17 protein-coding genes are annotated in these 18,766 nt (G+C 56.3%); 6 read left to right on the top strand and 11 right to left on the bottom strand.

All coding sequences use genetic code 11. The features are described 5' to 3' along the window. Positions 1-486: 486 nt before the first annotated feature. From AB7E06_RS14015 to AB7E06_RS13990, 6 genes are all read right to left on the bottom strand, one after another. A complete protein-coding gene (locus tag AB7E06_RS14015; protein WP_094198434.1) occupies positions 487-1,065 on the bottom strand; it encodes an OmpA family protein in 579 nt (192 codons plus the stop codon). A 266-nt stretch (positions 1,066-1,331) separates the two neighbouring features. Then, on the bottom strand, positions 1,332-2,321 hold the full coding sequence (locus tag AB7E06_RS14010; protein ID WP_094197762.1) for a Bug family tripartite tricarboxylate transporter substrate binding protein: 990 nt from the start codon (positions 2,319-2,321) through the stop codon (positions 1,332-1,334). A gap of 70 nt (positions 2,322-2,391) precedes the next feature. After that, entirely contained in the window at positions 2,392-3,129 is a 738-nt protein-coding gene (locus AB7E06_RS14005) for an amino acid ABC transporter ATP-binding protein (protein ID WP_094197763.1), read from the bottom strand. 59 nt (positions 3,130-3,188) lie between these two features. Further along, entirely contained in the window at positions 3,189-4,283 is a 1,095-nt protein-coding gene (locus tag AB7E06_RS14000) for an amino acid ABC transporter permease (protein ID WP_108728534.1), read from the bottom strand. Next, entirely contained in the window at positions 4,284-5,471 is a 1,188-nt protein-coding gene (locus AB7E06_RS13995) for an amino acid ABC transporter permease (RefSeq protein ID WP_125277810.1), read from the bottom strand. A gap of 98 nt (positions 5,472-5,569) precedes the next feature. Next, entirely contained in the window at positions 5,570-6,586 is a 1,017-nt protein-coding gene (locus AB7E06_RS13990) for an amino acid ABC transporter substrate-binding protein (protein WP_094197766.1), read from the bottom strand. A gap of 220 nt (positions 6,587-6,806) precedes the next feature. On the opposite strand from AB7E06_RS13990, the gene AB7E06_RS13985 reads away from it, so the two are divergent. From AB7E06_RS13985 to mutY, 3 genes are read left to right on the top strand one after another with little or no spacing between them, the layout of a single operon-like run. Continuing rightward, a complete protein-coding gene (locus AB7E06_RS13985) occupies positions 6,807-7,478 on the top strand; it encodes a cell division ATP-binding protein FtsE (RefSeq protein WP_094197767.1) in 672 nt (223 codons plus the stop codon). Continuing rightward, positions 7,475-8,383 carry a cell division protein FtsX gene (locus AB7E06_RS13980; RefSeq protein ID WP_094197768.1) on the top strand — a complete coding sequence of 303 codons (909 nt, stop codon included), beginning with the start codon at positions 7,475-7,477 and terminating at the stop codon, positions 8,381-8,383. The genes AB7E06_RS13985 and AB7E06_RS13980 overlap by 4 nt, the downstream gene beginning before the upstream one ends. After that, positions 8,383-9,474, top strand: a complete 1,092-nt coding sequence (gene mutY / locus AB7E06_RS13975) for an A/G-specific adenine glycosylase (protein ID WP_427957344.1) — start codon at positions 8,383-8,385, stop codon at positions 9,472-9,474. Before AB7E06_RS13980 ends, mutY begins: the two co-directional genes overlap by 1 nt. Positions 9,475-9,560: 86 nt before the next feature. Here the strand turns inward: mutY and rodA are convergent, their stop codons facing one another. From rodA to AB7E06_RS13950, 5 genes are all read right to left on the bottom strand, one after another. Continuing rightward, positions 9,561-10,703 carry a rod shape-determining protein RodA gene (rodA, locus tag AB7E06_RS13970; RefSeq protein WP_094197770.1) on the bottom strand — a complete coding sequence of 381 codons (1,143 nt, stop codon included), beginning with the start codon at positions 10,701-10,703 and terminating at the stop codon, positions 9,561-9,563. After that, entirely contained in the window at positions 10,700-12,559 is a 1,860-nt protein-coding gene (gene mrdA / locus AB7E06_RS13965) for a penicillin-binding protein 2 (RefSeq protein WP_094197771.1), read from the bottom strand. The genes rodA and mrdA overlap by 4 nt, the downstream gene beginning before the upstream one ends. A 14-nt stretch (positions 12,560-12,573) precedes the next feature. After that, positions 12,574-13,155 carry a rod shape-determining protein MreD gene (mreD, locus tag AB7E06_RS13960; protein WP_108728531.1) on the bottom strand — a complete coding sequence of 194 codons (582 nt, stop codon included), beginning with the start codon at positions 13,153-13,155 and terminating at the stop codon, positions 12,574-12,576. Beyond that, complete coding sequence (gene mreC, locus AB7E06_RS13955; RefSeq protein WP_108728530.1) at positions 13,139-14,020, bottom strand: rod shape-determining protein MreC; 882 nt, start codon at positions 14,018-14,020, stop codon at positions 13,139-13,141. Before mreC ends, mreD begins: the two co-directional genes overlap by 17 nt. Positions 14,021-14,081: 61 nt before the next feature. Further along, entirely contained in the window at positions 14,082-15,125 is a 1,044-nt protein-coding gene (locus AB7E06_RS13950; protein ID WP_003801946.1) for a rod shape-determining protein, read from the bottom strand. A 271-nt stretch (positions 15,126-15,396) separates the two neighbouring features. Here AB7E06_RS13950 and gatC point away from each other — a divergent pair, with 271 nt between their 5' ends. Genes gatC through gatB form a run of 3 tightly spaced genes read left to right on the top strand, consistent with a single transcriptional unit; the run spans position 15,397 to position 18,692 of the window. Further along, the gene (gatC, locus tag AB7E06_RS13945; RefSeq protein ID WP_108728529.1) at positions 15,397-15,705 is read left to right on the top strand and encodes an Asp-tRNA(Asn)/Glu-tRNA(Gln) amidotransferase subunit GatC; all 309 of its coding nucleotides are present in this window, start codon (positions 15,397-15,399) and stop codon (positions 15,703-15,705) included. Positions 15,706-15,714: 9 nt separating this feature from the next. Then, a complete protein-coding gene (gene gatA, locus AB7E06_RS13940) occupies positions 15,715-17,235 on the top strand; it encodes an Asp-tRNA(Asn)/Glu-tRNA(Gln) amidotransferase subunit GatA (protein ID WP_427957339.1) in 1,521 nt (506 codons plus the stop codon). Further along, complete coding sequence (gene gatB / locus AB7E06_RS13935; RefSeq protein ID WP_427957337.1) at positions 17,235-18,692, top strand: Asp-tRNA(Asn)/Glu-tRNA(Gln) amidotransferase subunit GatB; 1,458 nt, start codon at positions 17,235-17,237, stop codon at positions 18,690-18,692. Before gatA ends, gatB begins: the two co-directional genes overlap by 1 nt. The last annotated feature ends 74 nt before the right edge of the window (positions 18,693-18,766 follow it).

Raw genomic sequence — 18,766 nt, 5'->3', positions numbered from 1 at the left:
ATGCATGATTACGTGAATAGCCACGGTATAAGCCCTTGGGGGGGGTGGGGACCCGGAGGGGCGATTCAGAGTACTTGCCGCAGGGGGGGGCATCATCCGGGATGCAAGCACTCTGCTGTTTGAGCGGGACGCTTGTGGTTCGTCCGGGGGACGAACCACCCCGCGAGTTCAGAGTGCGCCCGGATGAGAACCTCGACAAGGGGACCGGTGCGCAGCACCGGCAAGTGCTCAAGCCCCTCCGGGTCCCCACCGCCCCCAAGGGCGTGCTCATTACTGGGTTCTACTCAATAATCAGCCTTACCCCCAAAGCAACGGTGACGCCATCAGCGACAACAGATAAGCGCCAATTGGCAGCTCACAACTAACAACAAGCAACAAGCAGAGGACCCTGCCCTCAAACTCCATTACTCCCCGATCGAGCACAAAAAAAGCCCGGTTAAAAAACCGGGCCTTTTGTCAGCACGCCTTAAGGCGGCAAGCAGAGACTTACTTCTGCGGAGCGTACAAATACAACTCCACACGGCGGTTCATGGCGCGGCCTTCAGCCGTGGCATTATCGCCAATAGGAGCATTCGGACCACGGCCTTCCACCATCAGACGACCTTGCCCCACACCTTGCTGTGTCAGGTAGTTGGTTACCGCACTGGCACGGTTGACCGACAAAGTCTGGTTGGTTTGCGCCGAACCGGTGCTATCGGTATGACCAACAGCCTTAGCACGCAACTCGGGATGCTGATTCATCGCACGAGCAACACTGTCGAGCACAGGCAGCAAAGCGGGTTTCAACTGATAGCGACCCGTATCAAAAGACACACTGCTAGGAATATTGACCCGCAAGCTGCCATCAGCCATTTCGGTCACATCCACACCCAGCCCAGTTGCCCCAGACTGCTGAACATCCTTCTTGATGCCAGACCAGTTATACGCAGCAATACCACCAGCCAGGGCGCCGATACCTGCACCGATCATGGCTGCCTTGCTGCTATCTCCGATCAAGGCCCCAATACCCGCCCCCACAGCAGCACCGCCACCGGCACCCATTGCGGTACGACCGCCTGTGCTCATATTGTCCATAGTGCCGCAAGCGGCCAAAAGGGAAAGAGCACCCGCACATGCTGCTAATTTTGCAGAACGAATGGAAATTGTCATTATTGGCTCCGTAATCTTAAGTTAAGTACCAAGACCGCTTGAATGCCTCTAATACTAGCAAGAGGCACACCAAGCAGGTACTTCAAAACAGACTTCACTGCCTTGTTTAACAATTCTTGATCTTGCCAGCGACCATGCCAACTTCAGTCACCCATTGCCTTGGGGGCTACGCCCTTGAATACTTAAAACAACTCGGCACCCGAGTCAGCAACGACTTCTTTGTACTTCTTAAGATCATTGCTGACAAGCTCGCTGAACTCGGCCATGGTGCCAGGCTCAACATCCGAGCCCATGGTAGCCAGAGCTTCACGTACGGCGGGATCCATCAAAGCCTTGGCGTAAGCGGCATGCAACTTGTCTAGAACGGGCTGAGGTGTACCGCCGGTGGCGAACACACCGAACCAAGTGCCCAGGTCGAATGGTTTCACGCCAGCCTGTTCCATAGTGGGAACCTCAGGCAAGAAAGTGGAACGATCCAGAGTCGTCACAGCCAAGGCTTTTACGGTATCGGCCTTGATCAACGGCGCGGCCGAAGCCAGGTTGTCAAACATGAAATGCACTTGGCCAGCCAGCAATGCTGTCTTGGCAGGATTGGCACCCGCGTAAGGGACGTGCACGGAATTGATCTGGGCACGGGTATTCAGGACCTCACCGGCCAGATGGCCTGCACTGCCATTACCGCCCGAGGCAAAGTTCATTTGACCAGGATGCTCTTTAGCGTAGTTGATCAGGTCCTGCACCGAGGCAATCTTGTTTTGCTCGGCAAACTCTTTGTTTACGATCAAGATGTTAGGCACCGAGGCAACCAGCGCGATGGGCGCAAAGCTTTCGACTGGGTCAAACGGTATCGCCTTGTACAACCAGGGGTTGATGGCGTTGATCGCCACCGCACCCATCATCAAGGTGTAGCCGTCTGGCGCAGCCTTGGCCACGATGCTGGCACCGATATTGCCACCTGCTCCTGATTTGTTCTCCACCACGACCGTACCCAGATCGTCTTTGACACGTTCAGCCAGCAAGCGCGCCATGCTATCCAAGGGGCCACCCGGCGGGTACGGCACCACGAACTGGATCGGTTTGGAAGGATAGGAATCCTCTGCCATGACAGCCGGGGCAGCCATGACAGCCGCAACACCAGAGACCGCCAGCAGCCACTTACAGACACGAAACATCACTTTTTTCCTTGAAATAAAAATGCATATGGGCTGCGTAAAGCAGCCCGTACAGAGCAACCACTGACCCTTAATGGATGATCTGGCTTAAGAACTCGCGTGTTCTTTCACTGCGTGGCGAGTCAAAGAACTCATCAGGCGTATTTTGCTCGATGATTTCGCCCTGATCCATAAAAATGACCCGATCTGCCACTTTACGTGCAAAACCCATCTCGTGGGTCACACACAGCATCGTCATACCGGTATGCGCCAGCTCGACCATTACCTCCAACACTTCCTTGACCATTTCCGGGTCCAGCGCCGAGGTCGGCTCGTCAAACAGCATGATCTTAGGCTCCATGCACAAGGAACGGGCAATCGCCACGCGCTGTTGCTGCCCACCGGAAAGCTGTCCAGGATACTTGTTGGCCTGCTCTGGAATACGCACACGCTCAAGGTATTGCATGGCCAGTTCCTGAGCCTGGGCCTTGGTCTTGCGACGTACCCACATCGGCCCCAAAGTCAGATTTTCCATCACAGTCAGGTGAGGAAACAGGTTGAAGTGCTGAAACACCATGCCCACATCACGCCGAATGGCCTCAACCTGACGCACATCGTTGGTGAGTTCCTCACCGGCCACAATAATCTGCCCTTGCTGATGCTCCTCCAAGCGGTTGATACACCGAATAAGGGTGGATTTTCCCGAGCCAGAGGGTCCACAAATAACGATGCGCTCGCCTGGGGCCACATCCAAGGTAATGTCGCGCAGCACATGAAACTGCCCATACCATTTATTGACGTTCTTTAGCTGAATAATGGCGTCTGCCATGCAAAACTCCTTGTCTGGCCAGCAAAGCCTCGGTGCTACCCAAGGCTTTGCCACCTGTGTCAGCGTTCATAACCCGTTTGCAAACGTCGCTCCAGCGAACGACTGTAGCGAGAGATGGAGTAGCAGAACACGAAATAAATCAGTGCGATGAACAGATAGGCTTCCCGGCTAAAGCCGCGCCAGGCCGCATCGGCCAGAGCGACTTTGGCGGCCTGGGTCAAATCGAAGATACCGATAATCACGACCAGGGAGGTGTCCTTGAACAAGGAAATAAAGATACCTACCAATGGCGGAATCACGATCTTGAGAGCCTGCGGCAAAATGATCTGGCGCATGGTGCGCCAGTAGCTCAAACCCAGCGAGGCGGCCCCTTCATACTGTCCTTTTGGAATGGCCTGCAAACCACCCCGCACAGTTTCCGCAATGTAGGCCGCCGCAAACAAAATAATCGCGATCTGGGCACGCAGCAGTTTGTCGATGTTAAAGCCCTCGGGCATGAACAACGGCAGCATCACCGAGGACATGAACAGCAAACTGATCAGTGGTACGCCACGAATCAGTTCGATGTAGACCACGCACACCGCCTTGACGGCCGGCAAGCGCGAGGTACGCCCCAGGGCCAGCAGCAAGCCCAAAGGAAAGGCGAAAGCGATGCCGAAGGTAGCCAGAATCAAGGTCAGCGGCAAGCCGCCCCACAGGCTATTTTCCACATAGCTCAAACCCAGCACGCCGCCCCACATCAAAATACCCACGACGATCAGGCCGACCAGCCATAGCAAAGGCAGCCACGGTTTCCAAAACCAGCGCACGCAACTGCACACAATCAGCAGGGTCAGCAAGATAGAGGCCAGCAAGGGCCGCCATTGCTCGTCGTAGGGATAGATGCCAAACAGGATCAGGCGGTGCTTTTCACGAATGAAAGCCCAGCACGCCCCGGCACTGGCCCGACAGTCCTGTGCGGTTTGTGCATCGAAATTGGCCTTGATGAACAACCAATCGATCATCGCTGGTACGGTCATCAACAACAACCAGGCCGACAGCGCCGTCAAAATGGCGTTCAAGGGGGAAGAAAACAGGTTCTGGCGCAGCCAACCCAATGTGCCCCGCTGCAGCGGCGGTGGCCCGCTTACGGTGGATGTAGGCGTATGGCTCATTTATCGCTCCACCAAAGCAATGCGGTTGTTGTACCAGTTCATGAAAACCGAAATCGACAGGCTGACCGTCAGGTAGGCCGCCATGATGATCAAAATGCCTTCAATCGCCTGCCCTGTCTGGTTCAAGGTGGTGTTCACCACAGACACAATATCGGGATAGCCAATGGCCACGGCCAAAGAGCTGTTTTTAGTCAGGTTCAGGTATTGGCTGGTCATGGGCGGCACAATCACACGCAATGCCTGGGGCAGAACCACCAGACGCATCATGCGGCCACGGGACAGCCCCAGCGCCTGCGCCGCCTCCCACTGTCCTTTACCCACTGCCTGAATACCGGAGCGCACCACTTCGGCAACAAAGGCCGAAGTATAGGTGACCAAACCGGCCAGCAAGGCGGCAAATTCAGGCGATAAGGTCGCGCCCCCGACAAAGTTGAAACCTTGTAGGCGGGGCATATCCAACGCCAAGGGCTCGGGACTGAGCAATAAGGCCAGAACCGGCAGCACAACAAGCAGCAAAATGCCAAAACGGAGGGTGGGAAAAGGACGGCCCGTATTTTCCAGACGACGACGCGCCCAATGCGCCATCAGAACCCACAACACCACGGCCAGACCCAGACCCATGAAGATCCAGTCCATGCCATCGCCCTGCAAGGTCGGCAGCTTCAAACCGCGATTCGATAGAAATACGCCACTGATCGGGTTCAAAGCCTGCCGAGGTCCGGGCAAGGTCTCGGTAATCAGGGCGTACCAGAAGAACAGTTGCAGCAGCAGTGGCACGTTACGCATCACTTCCACGTACAAGCCCGCCAAACGGGAAACCAGCCAGTTCTTGGACAGGCGTGCAATGCCCAGCAAGGTGCCAAACACGGTGGCGGCAATAATGCCGATCACCGCCACTTTCAGCGTATTGACCAGGCCGACCAGAATGGCCCGCCCATACGTGTCCGAGGGCGTATACGCCAGAGCCGACTCGCCAATGGCAAAGCCTGCCTCTCGGTCCAGGAAATCAAAGCCTGTAGAAATATTGCGGACAGCCAAGTTGTGCAAGGTATTGGAAACCAGATACCACACACAAAAACCGAGCACACCCAAAATCAGCACCTGGTAGATAATGCCGCGTGTGAACGGATCATTCCAGGACAGGCGCCGTTTAGGGGGCGCTGGCACGGCAGGTGTATTTTGTGCCATAGCGTAAAACCCATGGATGCAGCACTACGCGTAGCCCTGCGAGGTGGCGCACGTCTGGCCGAAGCCAGACGCAAAAACAAACAGCGAAGACCGAAATCTTACCGCACTGGCCAGCCGTACATCACCCCACCGTCACGCCATTGTGCGTTCAAACCGCGATCGAGCTTCAGTGCTGTCGATTTACCCAGATTACGCTCGAAGCTTTCTCCGTAATTGCCAACCTGTTTGATGATGTTGTAGGCCCACTTGTTATCCAACTTCAGACCTTTACCCAGCTCTCCGGACACGCCCAGAATGCGCTGAATATTGGGGTTATTGCTCTTGGTCATTTCATCCACGTTAGCGCTGGTAATGCCATATTCCTCCGCTTCCAGCATGGCATTCAGAGTCCATCGCACCAGCGTGAACCAGTCATCATCACCCTGACGCACGAACGGGCCCAGCGGCTCTTTGGAGAAGTCCTCAGGCAGGATATCGAACTCGTCCGGTGTCGTCTGGGCAGCACGCATAGCAGCCAGCTGGGATTTATCGCTGGTAAAGCCGTCGCAACGACCGGAGGTAAAGGAGCGCATCGCCTCTTCAGGATTGTTGATCACCACAGGGTTGAATTTGATACCCTGGCCCCGGAACCAGTCCGCCAGATTCAACTCGGTTGTCGTGCCAGGCTGTACACACACAGCAGCTCCATCCAGCTCTTTGGCACTTTTGACACCCAGGGATTTTTTCACCATCACGCCTTGGCTGTCATAGTAGTTGATGCCAGCGCTGACCAAGCCCAAGGTCGTGTCGCGCGAGATCGTCGCAGTGGTGTTGCGGGTTAGCACATCCACTTCCCCCGATTGCAGGGCGGTAAAGCGCTGCTGGGTGGTCAAGGGCGTCACCTTGTATTTTTTGGCATCCCCAAAAACAGCAGCGGCGATCGCACTGCACATGTCCACATCAATACCAGACCAGGCTCCCTTACTATCGGCCAGCGAGAATCCTGCAATACCTGTTGAGACACCACACTGGACAAAGCCCTTTTTCTTGACCGAGTCCAGGGTTTCACCTGCTTGTGCATTAGCGGCCAGGGCCATCAACGCAACACTACATGCAATGGTTTTCACTAAGGTCATGGAATATCACCTCCTGTTTACTTTTGGTAAATGGATGCAGATTACAATTGCAGCTAAGCTGTGGTGTCCAATCGTAGAGCCAGACTGTGCAAACACGCATCGGGGGTTTCCCTCTAACAATCTGACGAATACTTTTACCTACGTCGACACTTTCAGGCAGGCCCCCATAGCCATTCCCTAGGGGCTTTTCAAGCAGACTCCTCTTTAATTGTGCGTCGCGATGATCGAGTTCCAACACGTTTTTAAATCGTATGGCCGCAGTAAAAATATTCTAGCCGACATTAATTTTCGCATTGATGACGGCGAATTCATTTTTGTGTCCGGCCCATCGGGAGCAGGTAAATCCACTTTATTGCGTCTGATCGGGGGGCTGGAGCTGCCTAGCCGTGGCTCGGTCCAGGTCAACGGGCACAGGCTGGACAAGCTGCCCGCGCGCGCGCGCCCCTATCTGCGACGCGCTGTGGGCGTGGTTTTACAAGATACACACTTGCTGCAAGACCGCAGCGCCCTGGCCAATGTGCTCCTGCCTCTGGCAGTCGTAGGCCTGGAGCCCGGCACAGCCCAGGCACGTGCCCGCGCCGCCATGGAAAAAGTGGGGCTACGCGGCAAAGAAGATTTAAAGCCGGTGGAAATGTCCGGTGGTGAGCAGCAACGGCTGGCCATTGCCCGTGCGATTGTCAATCGTCCGGCTATTTTGATTGCGGACGAGCCTACCGCCAATCTGGACGCCGATAACGCCAAGCGCATCATGGATGTTTTGATGGACTTTAACCGGGTGGGTGTCACCACCCTGATTGCCTCGCACGATCTGAATTTGATGGCACGCTATGCGCGTCGCACCCTGCTGATTCAGGACGGCCGCTTTTCCGATCATCCAGGAGTGCTGGCATGAGAACCTGGCTGCGTCATCACCAATATGCTTTCCTGGTGGCTTTGCGCCGTCTGAAAGTGCAACCCTTCTCCTCCCTGTCCAATCTGCTGGTCATTGCCCTGACTCTGGCAGTACCTGTGCTGGGAGCCAGTATCTTGCTGGCCGCCCAGCCTGTCGTGCGCGAAATCCCTACCTCGCCCGAAATGACCGTGTTCATGAAACAGAACAGCACCCTGGAGCAAGCCCAGGCCTTCAGCCAGGCCGTGGGCAAAGAGTTTCAAACTGAACTGGCCAATATCAGGCTGGTCAGCAAGGAGCAGGCGCTCAAGCAATTGCAGAGCAACCCCAGTTGGACAGAGGCTTTGGGCGCCTTGCCCAGCAACCCCTTGCCCCACGCCATTGTGCTGACCCTGCATGAAACACCAGATCTGGTCACGCGGGCCGATACCTTAGCCAAAACCCTGCAAGGTCGCCAAGACGTGGATAGCGTGCTGCTCGATAGCGAATGGGTGCAGCGTCTGGCCGCGATCCTGAGCTTTATCCGCATTGGCTTATGGATATTGATGGCAGGTGTGGGCGTGGTGGTGATTGCCACCGTGTTCAATACCGTGCGCCTGCAAGCCCTGAACCAGCGTGAAGAAATTGCCGTGGCCCGTTTGGTCGGCGCGACCGAAGCCTTTGTACGCCGCCCTTTTCTGTACATGGGTGCGCTAACCGGCCTGCTTGCCAGCGCACTGGCATGTGGCCTGGCTCTCTTGGCCCTGACTCCGCTGAACAAGGCCCTATCCAGTCTGGCCCAAAGCTATGGCGTCCAGCTAGCGCTCAAGCTGCCGGAATTTTCTCTTTTGCTGACAGCGGCTATGTTGGTCGCCATTTTGGGCGCACTGGCGGCTCGCTGGTCTGTTACCCGTAGTACCCAATATTGATGTCGCTTCCTGAACCCTGTCCCCAAAATCTGGCCGAAAAAGTGGTGGCCTGGCAAAGAACCTCCGGCCGCCACCACCTCCCCTGGCAGAACACGCAAGACCCTTACCGCGTCTGGCTTTCCGAAATCATGTTGCAGCAAACCCAGGTCGCCACTGTCCTGGGTTATTACGAGCGCTTTCTGGAACGCTTTCCTACCGTCAAGGATCTGGCCGCTGCCGAGCAAGACGAGGTCATGCCCTACTGGGCCGGTTTGGGCTATTACGCTCGCGCCCGTAACCTGCATCGCTGTGCCCAAGAGGTCATGGAAAAATGGGGCGGCCATTTCCCGGGCAATGCCACGGATCTGGCGACCTTGCCCGGCATAGGTCGCTCCACCGCCTGTGCCATCGCCGCCTTCTGTTTTGGCGAACGCAGCCCCATCATGGACGGCAACGTAAAACGTGTGTTTACGCGCTATTTCGGAATTTATGGGCCCACGCAGAAAAAGGCCGTGGAAAACACCTTGTGGGCCAAGGCGGATGAAGTCGTCGAGCTTGCTCCGGCAAGCCTGGATATGGCGGCCTACACCCAAGGGCTAATGGACCTGGGCTCGCAATGCTGTACGCGCAGCAAGCCCACCTGTAGCCTATGCCCGCTGCAAAGCAACTGCTATGCCCATACCCATCAGGCCCAGTCCGAACTACCCAGCCCCAAAGAGCGTATCCGCCAGGATGAGCGCTATGCGCATGTGCTGATTCTGGAGCTGAACGGTCAGGTCTTGCTGGAGCAACGGCCTGACAAAGGTATTTGGGGTGGCCTGCTCACTCTGCCCCAGTTTGACGATGCCGTCAGCCTGCAAACGGCGGCACTGCACTGGTCTCATGAAGAAGCGATTGCGCTGGCCTCTTTCCAGCACGTGTTCTCACACTTCAAGCTGCACATCACACCGTGGCTGCTGCAAGTGGACGAATCTACCCTGGCCGAGCCAATGGCAGGCCAGCAATGGCAGGATCATGAAGCTCTGGAGCAAACCGCTTTACCTGCACCTATACGCAAGCTACTGCTGGGTTTGTATCAAAACCAAGATAGTGAACAACTGCTTCTACCTTGATGCCAAGACCCCCGGTATCATCCGGGGTAAGCGAGACAGCCCCTGGCTACGCGCAGCACCAAGCCAGGAGCACCCAAGGTCAAGCACTATGAAGGTCGCGCGGGCTTATCGTTGCTGATGCTCATCAGCATTCCGCAGGCCACACCCAGCGTCATCAAGGCCGTGCCGCCGTAGCTTAGAAATGGCAAAGGCACGCCTACCACGGGCAAAATCCCCGTTACCATGCCTATGTTCACGAACACATAGACAAACAGCATCATGGACATAGAACCGGCCAGCAGACGGCTGAACTGGGTATGAGCCACAGCGGCAATCGACAAGCCGCGCAGAATCAGCAAGGCATACAGCACCAGCAGCATGATGCCGCCATACAAACCGAATTCCTCGGCAAACACCGCAAAAATAAAGTCGGTGGTACGTTCGGGAACAAAGTCCAGATGGGACTGGGTGCCCATCATGTAGCCTTTGCCGTAAACCCCGCCCGAGCCAATCGCAATCATGGACTGAATGGTGTGAAAGCCCCTGCCCAGACGGTCGCTACCCGGATTCAGCAGCGTGCAGACCCGGTGTTTCTGATAATCGTGCAGCACCACCCAATCCAGGTCAGGCACGCAGATATAGTCTTCGTAATAAAGCAAAGCACTGATGCCCAGCACCAGCACGACCACAATCGGCACAATCAGCTTGAAGGACAGGCCTGCAAAATAAATAACGCAAAAGCCAGCAGCAAACACCAGCAAGGCGGTACCCAAGTCCGGCTGACGCACAATCAGCAGGAACGGAATCATCAGCAAAATACCCGCCACCACAAAATCCAGCAGGCTCATCTTGGGCCGTTGATAGCGGTGAAAATACCAGGCCAGCATCAAGGGCACAGAAATCTTGAGCATTTCCGAGGGCTGAATACGCGCCACCCCCAGATCCAGCCAACGCGTCGCGCCTTTGCTGGTCTCGCCAAAGAACTCCACCCCCAAAAGCAGTACCACCCCAACCGAATAAACGACTGGGGCCAACTTCATCCACATCGCCGGTGGAATCAAGGCCGCAACCCACATCACACCAAAGGCCAGCAGGAAATTGCGAACCTGGTCAGCAAAGCGCCAGTCCGTCCCCCCGACGGCTGAATGCATGATCGTCATGCCCAGCGCAGCCATCAGCACCAGCAACAGCAGCAAGGGCCAGTCAAAGGCAGTGACAGCTTTCAGGCCCAGTTGCAAAAGTCGCTTCATTGCATCTGCCCTCGCTCTACCAACCAGTAATCAAAGACCTTGCGCACAATCGGTGCTGCAACCGAACCACCCCATCCTGCGTTTTCCACAATCAGGGCAACTGCAATTTTAGGGTTTTCTGCCGGGGCGTAAGACATGAACAAGGCGTGATCACGCAACCGTTCGTCAATGGCGTTCGCATTGTACTTGGCACCGCGCAGGCTAAAGACCTGTGCGGTCCCTGTCTTGCCAGCAGCCTGATAGGCTGCTCCCGCAAAAGCGCGCCGTGCCGTGCCTTGGCGCACTACATCGACCAAAGCCTGTTTGACCACATCCACATTAGCCTGCTTCAAGGGGATCAGCTTGGCATCAATACGCACGGGCTGCTCAATTTCCGGGTCGTGGGGACTTAGCGTCTGGGTGACCAGGTGCGGAGGCCGCACAATGCCATTGCTCGCCAGCACAGCCGTGGCATGAGCCAGTTGCAACACGGTAAAAGAGTTATAGCCCTGGCCTACCGCCACGGAGATACTCTCCCCAGCATACCAGCGCTGTTGCGCCGGTTTGCGATAAGCCTTACGTTTCCACTCGGTAGAAGGCAAAATGCCTTGGCGTTCACCATCCAGGTCAATGCCAGTATGCTGGCCAAAGCCAAACTGCTTCATGAAGTCGTGCAGATTATCGACGCCGATTTCCGGGCCTAAGGAATAGAAATACGTATCCGAGGACACCACCAAGGCACGGTGCATATCGGTAGACCCGTAAACCGCCCCACCCGCGTTACGGAAACGCTGACCACCAAACTCAAAATAGCCAGGATCGGAAATACGATCGGTCGCCTTGCGCTTGCCGGTCTCCAAAGCCGCCAACGCCACGAAGGGCTTGTAGGTCGAACCAATCGGATATGTACCGTACAGGGGACGATTAATCAGCGGATGATCGGGCGAGTCATTTAACTTGCGCCAGTTCTCTACGTCGATACCGTCGATAAACAAGTTCGGGTCAAAGGACGGTGCGGACACAAACGCCAGCACTTCCCCCGTGCTGGGTTCAATCGCCACCAACGCACCACGTCTCCCGGCAAACAAACCTTCGGCCATCTTTTGCAGGCCAATATCCAACGACAGGCGCAGGCTGGCACCCGGTACAGGGTCCACGCGACTCAAGGTACGCACAGGACGACCTGAAGCGGCCACTTCCACCTCTTCAATACCCGTGCGTCCGTGCAGGGTCTTTTCCCAGGTTTTCTCAATCCCTTTTTTGCCAATCACCTGCGTGCCTCGGTAGTTACCGGTTTGCCCGGTTTCTTCCAGACGCTGCTGGTCGCCTTCGGAAATACGGCCTACATACCCCAGCACGTGCGCCGCTGACTCGCCGTGCGGGTACTCGCGCACCCAGCGGGCCTGTAAGGTCACTCCGGGGAATTTGAAAGCATGGGCAGCAAACCAGGCCGCTTCATCATCACTTAGGTTATTGCGCAGTAAAATCTCGGAATATCGGCTGTTTTGGGCGGCGTTCTGCTTGAATCGGCGACGATCGCGTGGACTTAGCTCCACCAATTCACCCACGCGATCCAGCATATCGTCTACGGGCTCGCCCAGACTGGCGGGCACCACCGACAGCGTGTAGTCCCGATAATTACGAGCTAAAACCTCGCCATTGCGGTCCAGAATCTCGCCTCGTCGGGGAGTAATCGGGATGACAGCAATACGGTTTTGATCAGCTCGAGCGGCAAAGCCTTCGTAGCGCACCACTTGCAAGTACCACAAGCGCACGCCCAAAATTCCTAGCAGCACGCAGGCCAGAACGGCGGCCACCAGAACACGAAAAAAAATGCGTTGGCGCAACTGGTGTGAGGTTTTTTTGAATTCAAACATGGCCGCCCTACCAATCAGGACGAACCAGAGTCGGATTCGTCCAGACGTCGCTGCGGCAAGAACAGCACACTATCGGCCAGAGGCCACAAAGCGGCTGTCAGCAAGGTGCCAGCCGCCCACTCCCAGCCAGACCACTCCCCCACCAGCCAGGCGTGCAACACCTGCACGATCAACTGTGCCAGCAACATGACGACTGCCATGTGCAAAAAGTGAATCCACATACCGAAGTTCAAGATGCGCTTGCGCAAAAGCAAGGCGCCATACACGACCAGCACGTAGGCCAGGGCATGCTCGCCCAGGAGACTGCCATCATGCACATCCACCAAGATACCCAGCACGAAGGCCAGGGACATGGGAACACGGCGTGGCTCATGCACGGCCCAAAAGCCCAGTACCAGCATCAACAGGTCCGGCGCAAAGGGCAGCAGGCGCCAGGGCAACATGGACCCCAGCCACATCAAAAGAATTGAGCCCCACACCAGCCACGGGCTGGAAGCACGCGAAAACGGGCTGCTATCAATAGGCTGCAAACTGCCCAGAGATGAAGACCGGACTTTGCGGCTAGGGGTGTCCGAGGACTCAGCGTGTCGCGTCATCAGCATCGTCCTGTTCAAGAGAGCGTTCGCTCTCGGGCACCAGCAAAATGAGAAAATGGCGGTAACGCTCGGGGTGCGATAAGGGCGTCACCAAAGCCAGCGCAAAACCGGAGGCATCATCGCGCTCGATACTGCTGACCGTCCCGACCGGCAAACCAGCGGGGAACAAGCCGCCGATACCACTCGTGATCAAGGTATCGTCTGGCTCCAGATCCACGTCACTGGTCAGAAAACGCACCTCTACCTTGCCACCGGGGTTGCCACCAAAGGCAATCAAACGCAGGCCATTGCGCAGCACCTGTACCGGCACCGAGACTTTGTCGTCAGTAATAAGCGCGGCCTCCGAGGTAAAACGCGTGACACGCACCACCTGCCCCACAACCCCGCCTTCGTCAATAACGGGCATACCGGGACGAATGCCACTTGCCGAGCCCTTGTTGAAAATCAGGTGACGCGCATACCCATTGGGCGGTTCGTACAGAACTTCAACTGCTACAGAGGGCTGGGTGACGGTATCGGCCACTTGCAACAAGCGACGCAATTGTTCGTTTTCAGCAGAAAGCTGAGCGGCATGGGTAGAGAGCTGAGCCAGCTCGATGCGCTGGCGTTGCAAGGCCTCTTTTTCAGAACGGGCGGTCGAGGCCGCATCCGTCCAGCTACTGAAGTACGTAACCAGATCACGCGGCGCGAGCATGACGCGCTGAAAGGGGTAGAGCACAGTGGCAATCGCCTGACGTACAGGCTCAAGCACAGAGTAACGAGCATCGGTGATCAACAGGCCCACTGTCAGCACCAAAAGAGCGGCCAAACGCAGCTCAGCAGATGAGCCACGCCTAAATAGCCGGATGGAGCCTTGTTCTCGCATTACTCAAACACTCGATCACTTGTCCCAACGAACAGGCATTGCCGTAGGGGCCAAGCAAGGATCAATCGTAAATGAATACGGACTCCAGACGCTCCAAATGCTCCAGAGCCTCGCCGCAACCCCGTACCACGCACGTCAGAGGATCTTCGGCCACCACAACGGGCAAACCGGTCTCTTCTTGCAATAGACGGTCCAGATCATGAACCAGCGCACCACCCCCGGTCAGGACAATGCCCTTGTCGGTGATATCCGCACCCAGTTCAGGAGGAGTTTGTTCCAGAGCGGTTTTAACCGCAGAGACGATCTGATTCAAGGGATCGGTCAGCGATTCCAGGATCTCGTTGGACGAAACCGTGAAACTACGTGGCACCCCTTCGGACAAATTGCGACCCTTGACTTCAATTTCACGAATTTCAGTGCCAGGAAATGCGGAGCCAATCTCTTTTTTGATCAATTCAGCGGTGGGCTCACCGATCAGCATGCCGTAATTGCGACGGATGTAATTAATAATGGCTTCGTCGAACTTGTCGCCACCAACGCGCACCGATCCTTTATAGACCATGCCGCCTAAAGAGATCACGGCCACCTCGGTAGTACCACCACCAATATCCACCACCATGGAACCACTGGCATCGGACACGGCCAGACCGGCACCGATTGCTGCCGCCATGGGCTCTTCAATCAGGTAGACCTTGCTGGCGCCCGCGCCTAATGCAGATTCTTTGATGGCGCGGCGTTCTACCTGGGTAGAGCCACAAGGCACACACACGATAATACGTGGGCTGGGGGCAAACATGCTGCGGGGGTGAACCATGCGGATAAACTGCTTGAGCATTTGCTCGGTCACAGTAAAGTCCGCGATCACACCATCCTTCATGGGCCGGATGGCTTCAATATTGCCAGGCACCCGACCCAGCATTTGCTTGGCCTCCTGCCCAACGGCCTGAATGATTTTTTTACCATTAGGTCCACCTTCATGGCGGATGGCTACAACGGACGGTTCATCCAGTACGATACCCTTGCCGCGTACATAAATAAGGGTATTGGCCGTACCGAGGTCGATTGCCATATCGCTGGAAAAGTAACTGCGTAGGAATCCGAACATGGGCGCGCAAAGTGTAAAGTGTTTGGGGGAAAAGACAGGTAAATTCGGCGCGGAACTCAAGCGTAAAACGACAGGCACAAGAACCAGGCAACGAATTCAAAAATACCTGGAAAGAAAACGATCAATGATAACTTATAATTGCACTACATTAGGACTGTTTTAATGGTCAGTTAAGTTCTGTAACCCCCGCATTTGCTGTAAAAGTGCCAAACTGTCCTTAACTGACAGATTTCCGCTTTTTTTTATTACTTATTTTCCAGTACCCACCCACATGTCTATCACTGAACAGGATGTTGCCCGTATAGCGCAACTGGCGCGCCTTGATCTTTCTGCTGAACAAGCCTCCCAGGTCGAGCACGATTTGACGCGCATCCTGGGCCTGATCCAGACCTTGCAAACCGTTGATACTCAAGGCGTTGAGCCGATGGCCCACCCTTTGTCCGCCCGCCAGCAGATCAGTCTGCGTCTGCGCGAGGACAAGGCCCTGCCTTGCGGAACGGTAGAAAGCCGCCAGGCCATGATGCGCAACGCCCCCGCCGAGCAGGATGGCCTGTTTCTGGTGCCCACGGTCATCGAATAAAGCAAAACCATGTCTTTTACCCCTGAATTCGCGACTATTGCAGCGCTGCGACTAGCTCTGCAAAACAAAACCGTCAGTGCCCGCGAGCTGGCCCAGCAAGCCCTGGACAACAGCGCCCGTCAAAAAGAGCTCAATGCCTTTGTTCAGCAAGACGCCGCCCTGACCCTGGCACAGGCCGATGCCGCCGATGCCCTGATTGCCCAAGGCAAGGCCGGTCCACTGACCGGCATCCCGATCGCCCACAAAGATTTGTTTGTCACCAAGGATTGGCAGACCACCGCCTGCAGCAAAATGCTGAAAGGCTATGTCAGCCCCTTTGACGCGACGGTGGTGACCAAACTGCAGGCAGCCGGTGCTGTCTCGCTGGGCAAACTGAACTGTGACGAGTTCGCCATGGGTTCGCGCAACGAAAGCTCGGTATTCGGTCCCGTACGTAACCCCTGGGATCACACCATGGTGCCCGGTGGTTCGTCAGGTGGTTCCGCCGCTGCGGTGGCCGCTGGTCTGGTAGCTGGTGCAAGCGCAACCGATACCGGCGGCTCGATTCGCCAGCCTGCCGCCCTGTGTGGTGTCAGCGGCATCAAGCCCACCTACGGCACGATTTCCCGCTTTGGCATCATTGCTTACGGCTCCAGCCTGGATCAGGCCGGCCCTATCGCCCGTAATGCCCGCGACTTGCTCGATCTGCTGGAGACCATGTGCGGTTTCGACCCCCAAGATGCTACCAGTCTGGAATTTTGCGACGATCAGCCCAATAACGGCGCGCGGATTCGTCAGCAATTTGAACAGCAACAGTCGCAGCAAGAAGCCCAAGGCAGTCAGCCACTGAAAGGCCTGCGTATTGGTGTGCCCGCCCAGTTCTTTGGCCCCGGCCTGGACCCGGTCGTTGCCGACGCCATCGAAGCCGCCCTGAAAACCTACGAAAGCCTGGGTGCAGAACGCGTCACCGTGCAACTGCCCCTGACCGAGCTGTCTGTCCCTACGTATTACGTCATCAGCCCCGCTGAGGCCTCAACCAACCTGTCACGCTTTGACGGTGTACGCTTTGGCCACCGCGCCAGCCAGTACACCGACCTGAACAGCATGATCTCGCGTTCGCGCTCGGAAGGTTTTGGCCCTGAGGTGATGCGCCGCATTCTGGTTGGCACTTACGTGCTCTCGCACGGCTACTACGACGCCTACTATCTGCAAGCCCAACGCGTACGCCGCATGATTGTGGACGACTTCCAAAAAGCCTTTGAACAGTGCGACCTGATCCTTGGCCCCGTCACACCGGCCCTGGGCCGCAAGCTGGGTGCCACCATCGAGGACCCCACTACCGACTGGCTGGGCGATGTCTACACGCTGGGCGTCAGTCTGGCTGGCCTGCCCGCCATGTCCATTCCTTGCGGCTTCAGTAACGATGAGCGCCCCTTGCCCATCGGCCTGCAAATCATTGGCAACTACTTCCGTGAAGGCCAATTGCTGGCCTTTGCCGACCGCTTCCAGCAAGTCACCGACTGGCATCAACGTCAACCAGGACAACAATAATGGAATGGGAAATTGTGATCGGGCTGGAAACCCATACCCAGCTCTCGACCGAATCCAAAATCTTCTCCAGCAGCAGCACCCGCTTTGGAGCCTTGCCCAACACGCAAGCCAACGAAGTCGATATGGCCCTGCCTGGCGCGCTGCCCGTCTTTAACCGTGGTGCTGCCGAACGGGCGATCCGTCTGGGTCTGGCCGTTGGTGGCCACATTGCGCCACGTTCCGTGTTCGAGCGCAAAAACTACTTCTACCCTGATCTACCCAAGAACTACCAGATCAGCCAGATGGAAATCCCCGTCGTCAGCGGCGGCACAGTCAGCTTCATGCTGGATGGCGAAGAAAAAACCATCAATCTGACACGCGCCCACCTGGAAGAAGATGCCGGTAAATCCCTGCATGAAAACTTCCGTGGTCCTTACGGCGAGTCCAGCACCGGGATCGACTTGAACCGAGCAGGCACTCCGCTGCTGGAGATCGTGTCCGAACCTGAAATGCGCTCGGCTGCTGAAGCCGTGGGCTATGCCCGCGCCTTGCACAGCCTGGTAGTCTGGCTGGGTATTTGCGACGGCAATATGCAGGAAGGCTCGTTCCGCGTCGATGCCAACGTATCGGTGCGCCCCAAAGGCCAGAATGAATTTGGCACCCGTTGCGAACTGAAAAACATCAACTCCTTCCGCTTCCTGGAACGTGCCATTCAATACGAAGCACGTCGCCAGATCGAACTGATCGAAGACGGTGGCAAGGTCATTCAGGAAACCCGCCTGTACGACTCGGATCGCGATGAGACCCGCAGCATGCGCAGCAAGGAAGATGCACACGATTACCGCTACTTCCCCGACCCTGACCTGCCACCTCTGTTTATCAGTGAAGAATGGATCGAGCAGGTTCGTCAGAACATGCCTGAACTGCCCGCCCAGAAACAGGCCCGCTTCGAGCAAGAGTTTGAACTGAGCCGTTACGACGCCTCGCAGCTGACGGTAGACCGCGCCACTTCCGACTTCTTTGAAGCCATCTTGCAAGCAGGTTCCAGCGCCAATGCCAAACTGGCTGCCAACTGGGTGCTGGGCGAGTTGTCGGCTGCCTTGAACCGTGAAGAAATCAGCATCGAACAGTCCAAAGTCAGCCCGGCACAATTGGCTCAGCTGATTGCCCGTATTGCTGACGGCACCATCTCCAACAAGATTGCCCGCGATGTCTTTGCGGCGCAGTGGGATGGCGAGCTCAATTGCGATGTAGATGCCATTATCGACGCCCGTGGCTTGAAGCAGATCAACGATGTGGGTGCCATTGAGGCCATGGTGGACGAAGTACTGGCCGCCAACCCCAGCATCGTCGAACAACACCGTGCCGGTAAACCCAAGGCCTTCAACGCTTTGGTCGGTCAGGTAATGAAGGTTGCCAAGGGCAAGGCCAATCCGCAGCAAATCAATGAAATGCTCAAGCAAAAGCTGGACGCTTAAGTCCGGACTCTGCGCTTAGCGGATACAAAAACACCAGGCCAAGGCCTGGTGTTTTTTTTACTACTGAATCCTGC

The organism is Alcaligenes sp. (assembly GCF_050255915.1).
GTDB lineage: Bacteria > Pseudomonadota > Gammaproteobacteria > Burkholderiales > Burkholderiaceae_B > Alcaligenes > Alcaligenes aquatilis.
This window is presented reverse-complemented; position numbering and strand designations above follow the sequence as displayed.

What these genes read in the sequence shown, in the direction of transcription:
- AB7E06_RS14015 (WP_094198434.1), bottom strand. Translation starts at nt 1,065, where the DNA reads ATGAGCACAGGCGGTCGTACCGCAATGGGTGCCGGTGGCGGTGCTGCT.
- AB7E06_RS14010 (WP_094197762.1), bottom strand. Translation starts at nt 2,321, where the DNA reads ATGTTTCGTGTCTGTAAGTGGCTGCTGGCGGTCTCTGGTGTTGCGGCT.
- AB7E06_RS14005 (WP_094197763.1), bottom strand. Translation starts at nt 3,129, where the DNA reads ATGGCAGACGCCATTATTCAGCTAAAGAACGTCAATAAATGGTATGGG.
- AB7E06_RS14000 (WP_108728534.1), bottom strand. Translation starts at nt 4,283, where the DNA reads ATGAGCCATACGCCTACATCCACCGTAAGCGGGCCACCGCCGCTGCAG.
- AB7E06_RS13995 (WP_125277810.1), bottom strand. Translation starts at nt 5,471, where the DNA reads ATGGCACAAAATACACCTGCCGTGCCAGCGCCCCCTAAACGGCGCCTG.
- AB7E06_RS13990 (WP_094197766.1), bottom strand. Translation starts at nt 6,586, where the DNA reads ATGACCTTAGTGAAAACCATTGCATGTAGTGTTGCGTTGATGGCCCTG.
- AB7E06_RS13985 (WP_094197767.1), top strand. Translation starts at nt 6,807, where the DNA reads ATGATCGAGTTCCAACACGTTTTTAAATCGTATGGCCGCAGTAAAAAT.
- AB7E06_RS13980 (WP_094197768.1), top strand. Translation starts at nt 7,475, where the DNA reads ATGAGAACCTGGCTGCGTCATCACCAATATGCTTTCCTGGTGGCTTTG.
- mutY (WP_427957344.1), top strand. Translation starts at nt 8,383, where the DNA reads ATGTCGCTTCCTGAACCCTGTCCCCAAAATCTGGCCGAAAAAGTGGTG.
- rodA (WP_094197770.1), bottom strand. Translation starts at nt 10,703, where the DNA reads ATGAAGCGACTTTTGCAACTGGGCCTGAAAGCTGTCACTGCCTTTGAC.
- mrdA (WP_094197771.1), bottom strand. Translation starts at nt 12,559, where the DNA reads ATGTTTGAATTCAAAAAAACCTCACACCAGTTGCGCCAACGCATTTTT.
- mreD (WP_108728531.1), bottom strand. Translation starts at nt 13,155, where the DNA reads ATGACGCGACACGCTGAGTCCTCGGACACCCCTAGCCGCAAAGTCCGG.
- mreC (WP_108728530.1), bottom strand. Translation starts at nt 14,020, where the DNA reads ATGCGAGAACAAGGCTCCATCCGGCTATTTAGGCGTGGCTCATCTGCT.
- AB7E06_RS13950 (WP_003801946.1), bottom strand. Translation starts at nt 15,125, where the DNA reads ATGTTCGGATTCCTACGCAGTTACTTTTCCAGCGATATGGCAATCGAC.
- gatC (WP_108728529.1), top strand. Translation starts at nt 15,397, where the DNA reads ATGTCTATCACTGAACAGGATGTTGCCCGTATAGCGCAACTGGCGCGC.
- gatA (WP_427957339.1), top strand. Translation starts at nt 15,715, where the DNA reads ATGTCTTTTACCCCTGAATTCGCGACTATTGCAGCGCTGCGACTAGCT.
- gatB (WP_427957337.1), top strand. Translation starts at nt 17,235, where the DNA reads ATGGAATGGGAAATTGTGATCGGGCTGGAAACCCATACCCAGCTCTCG.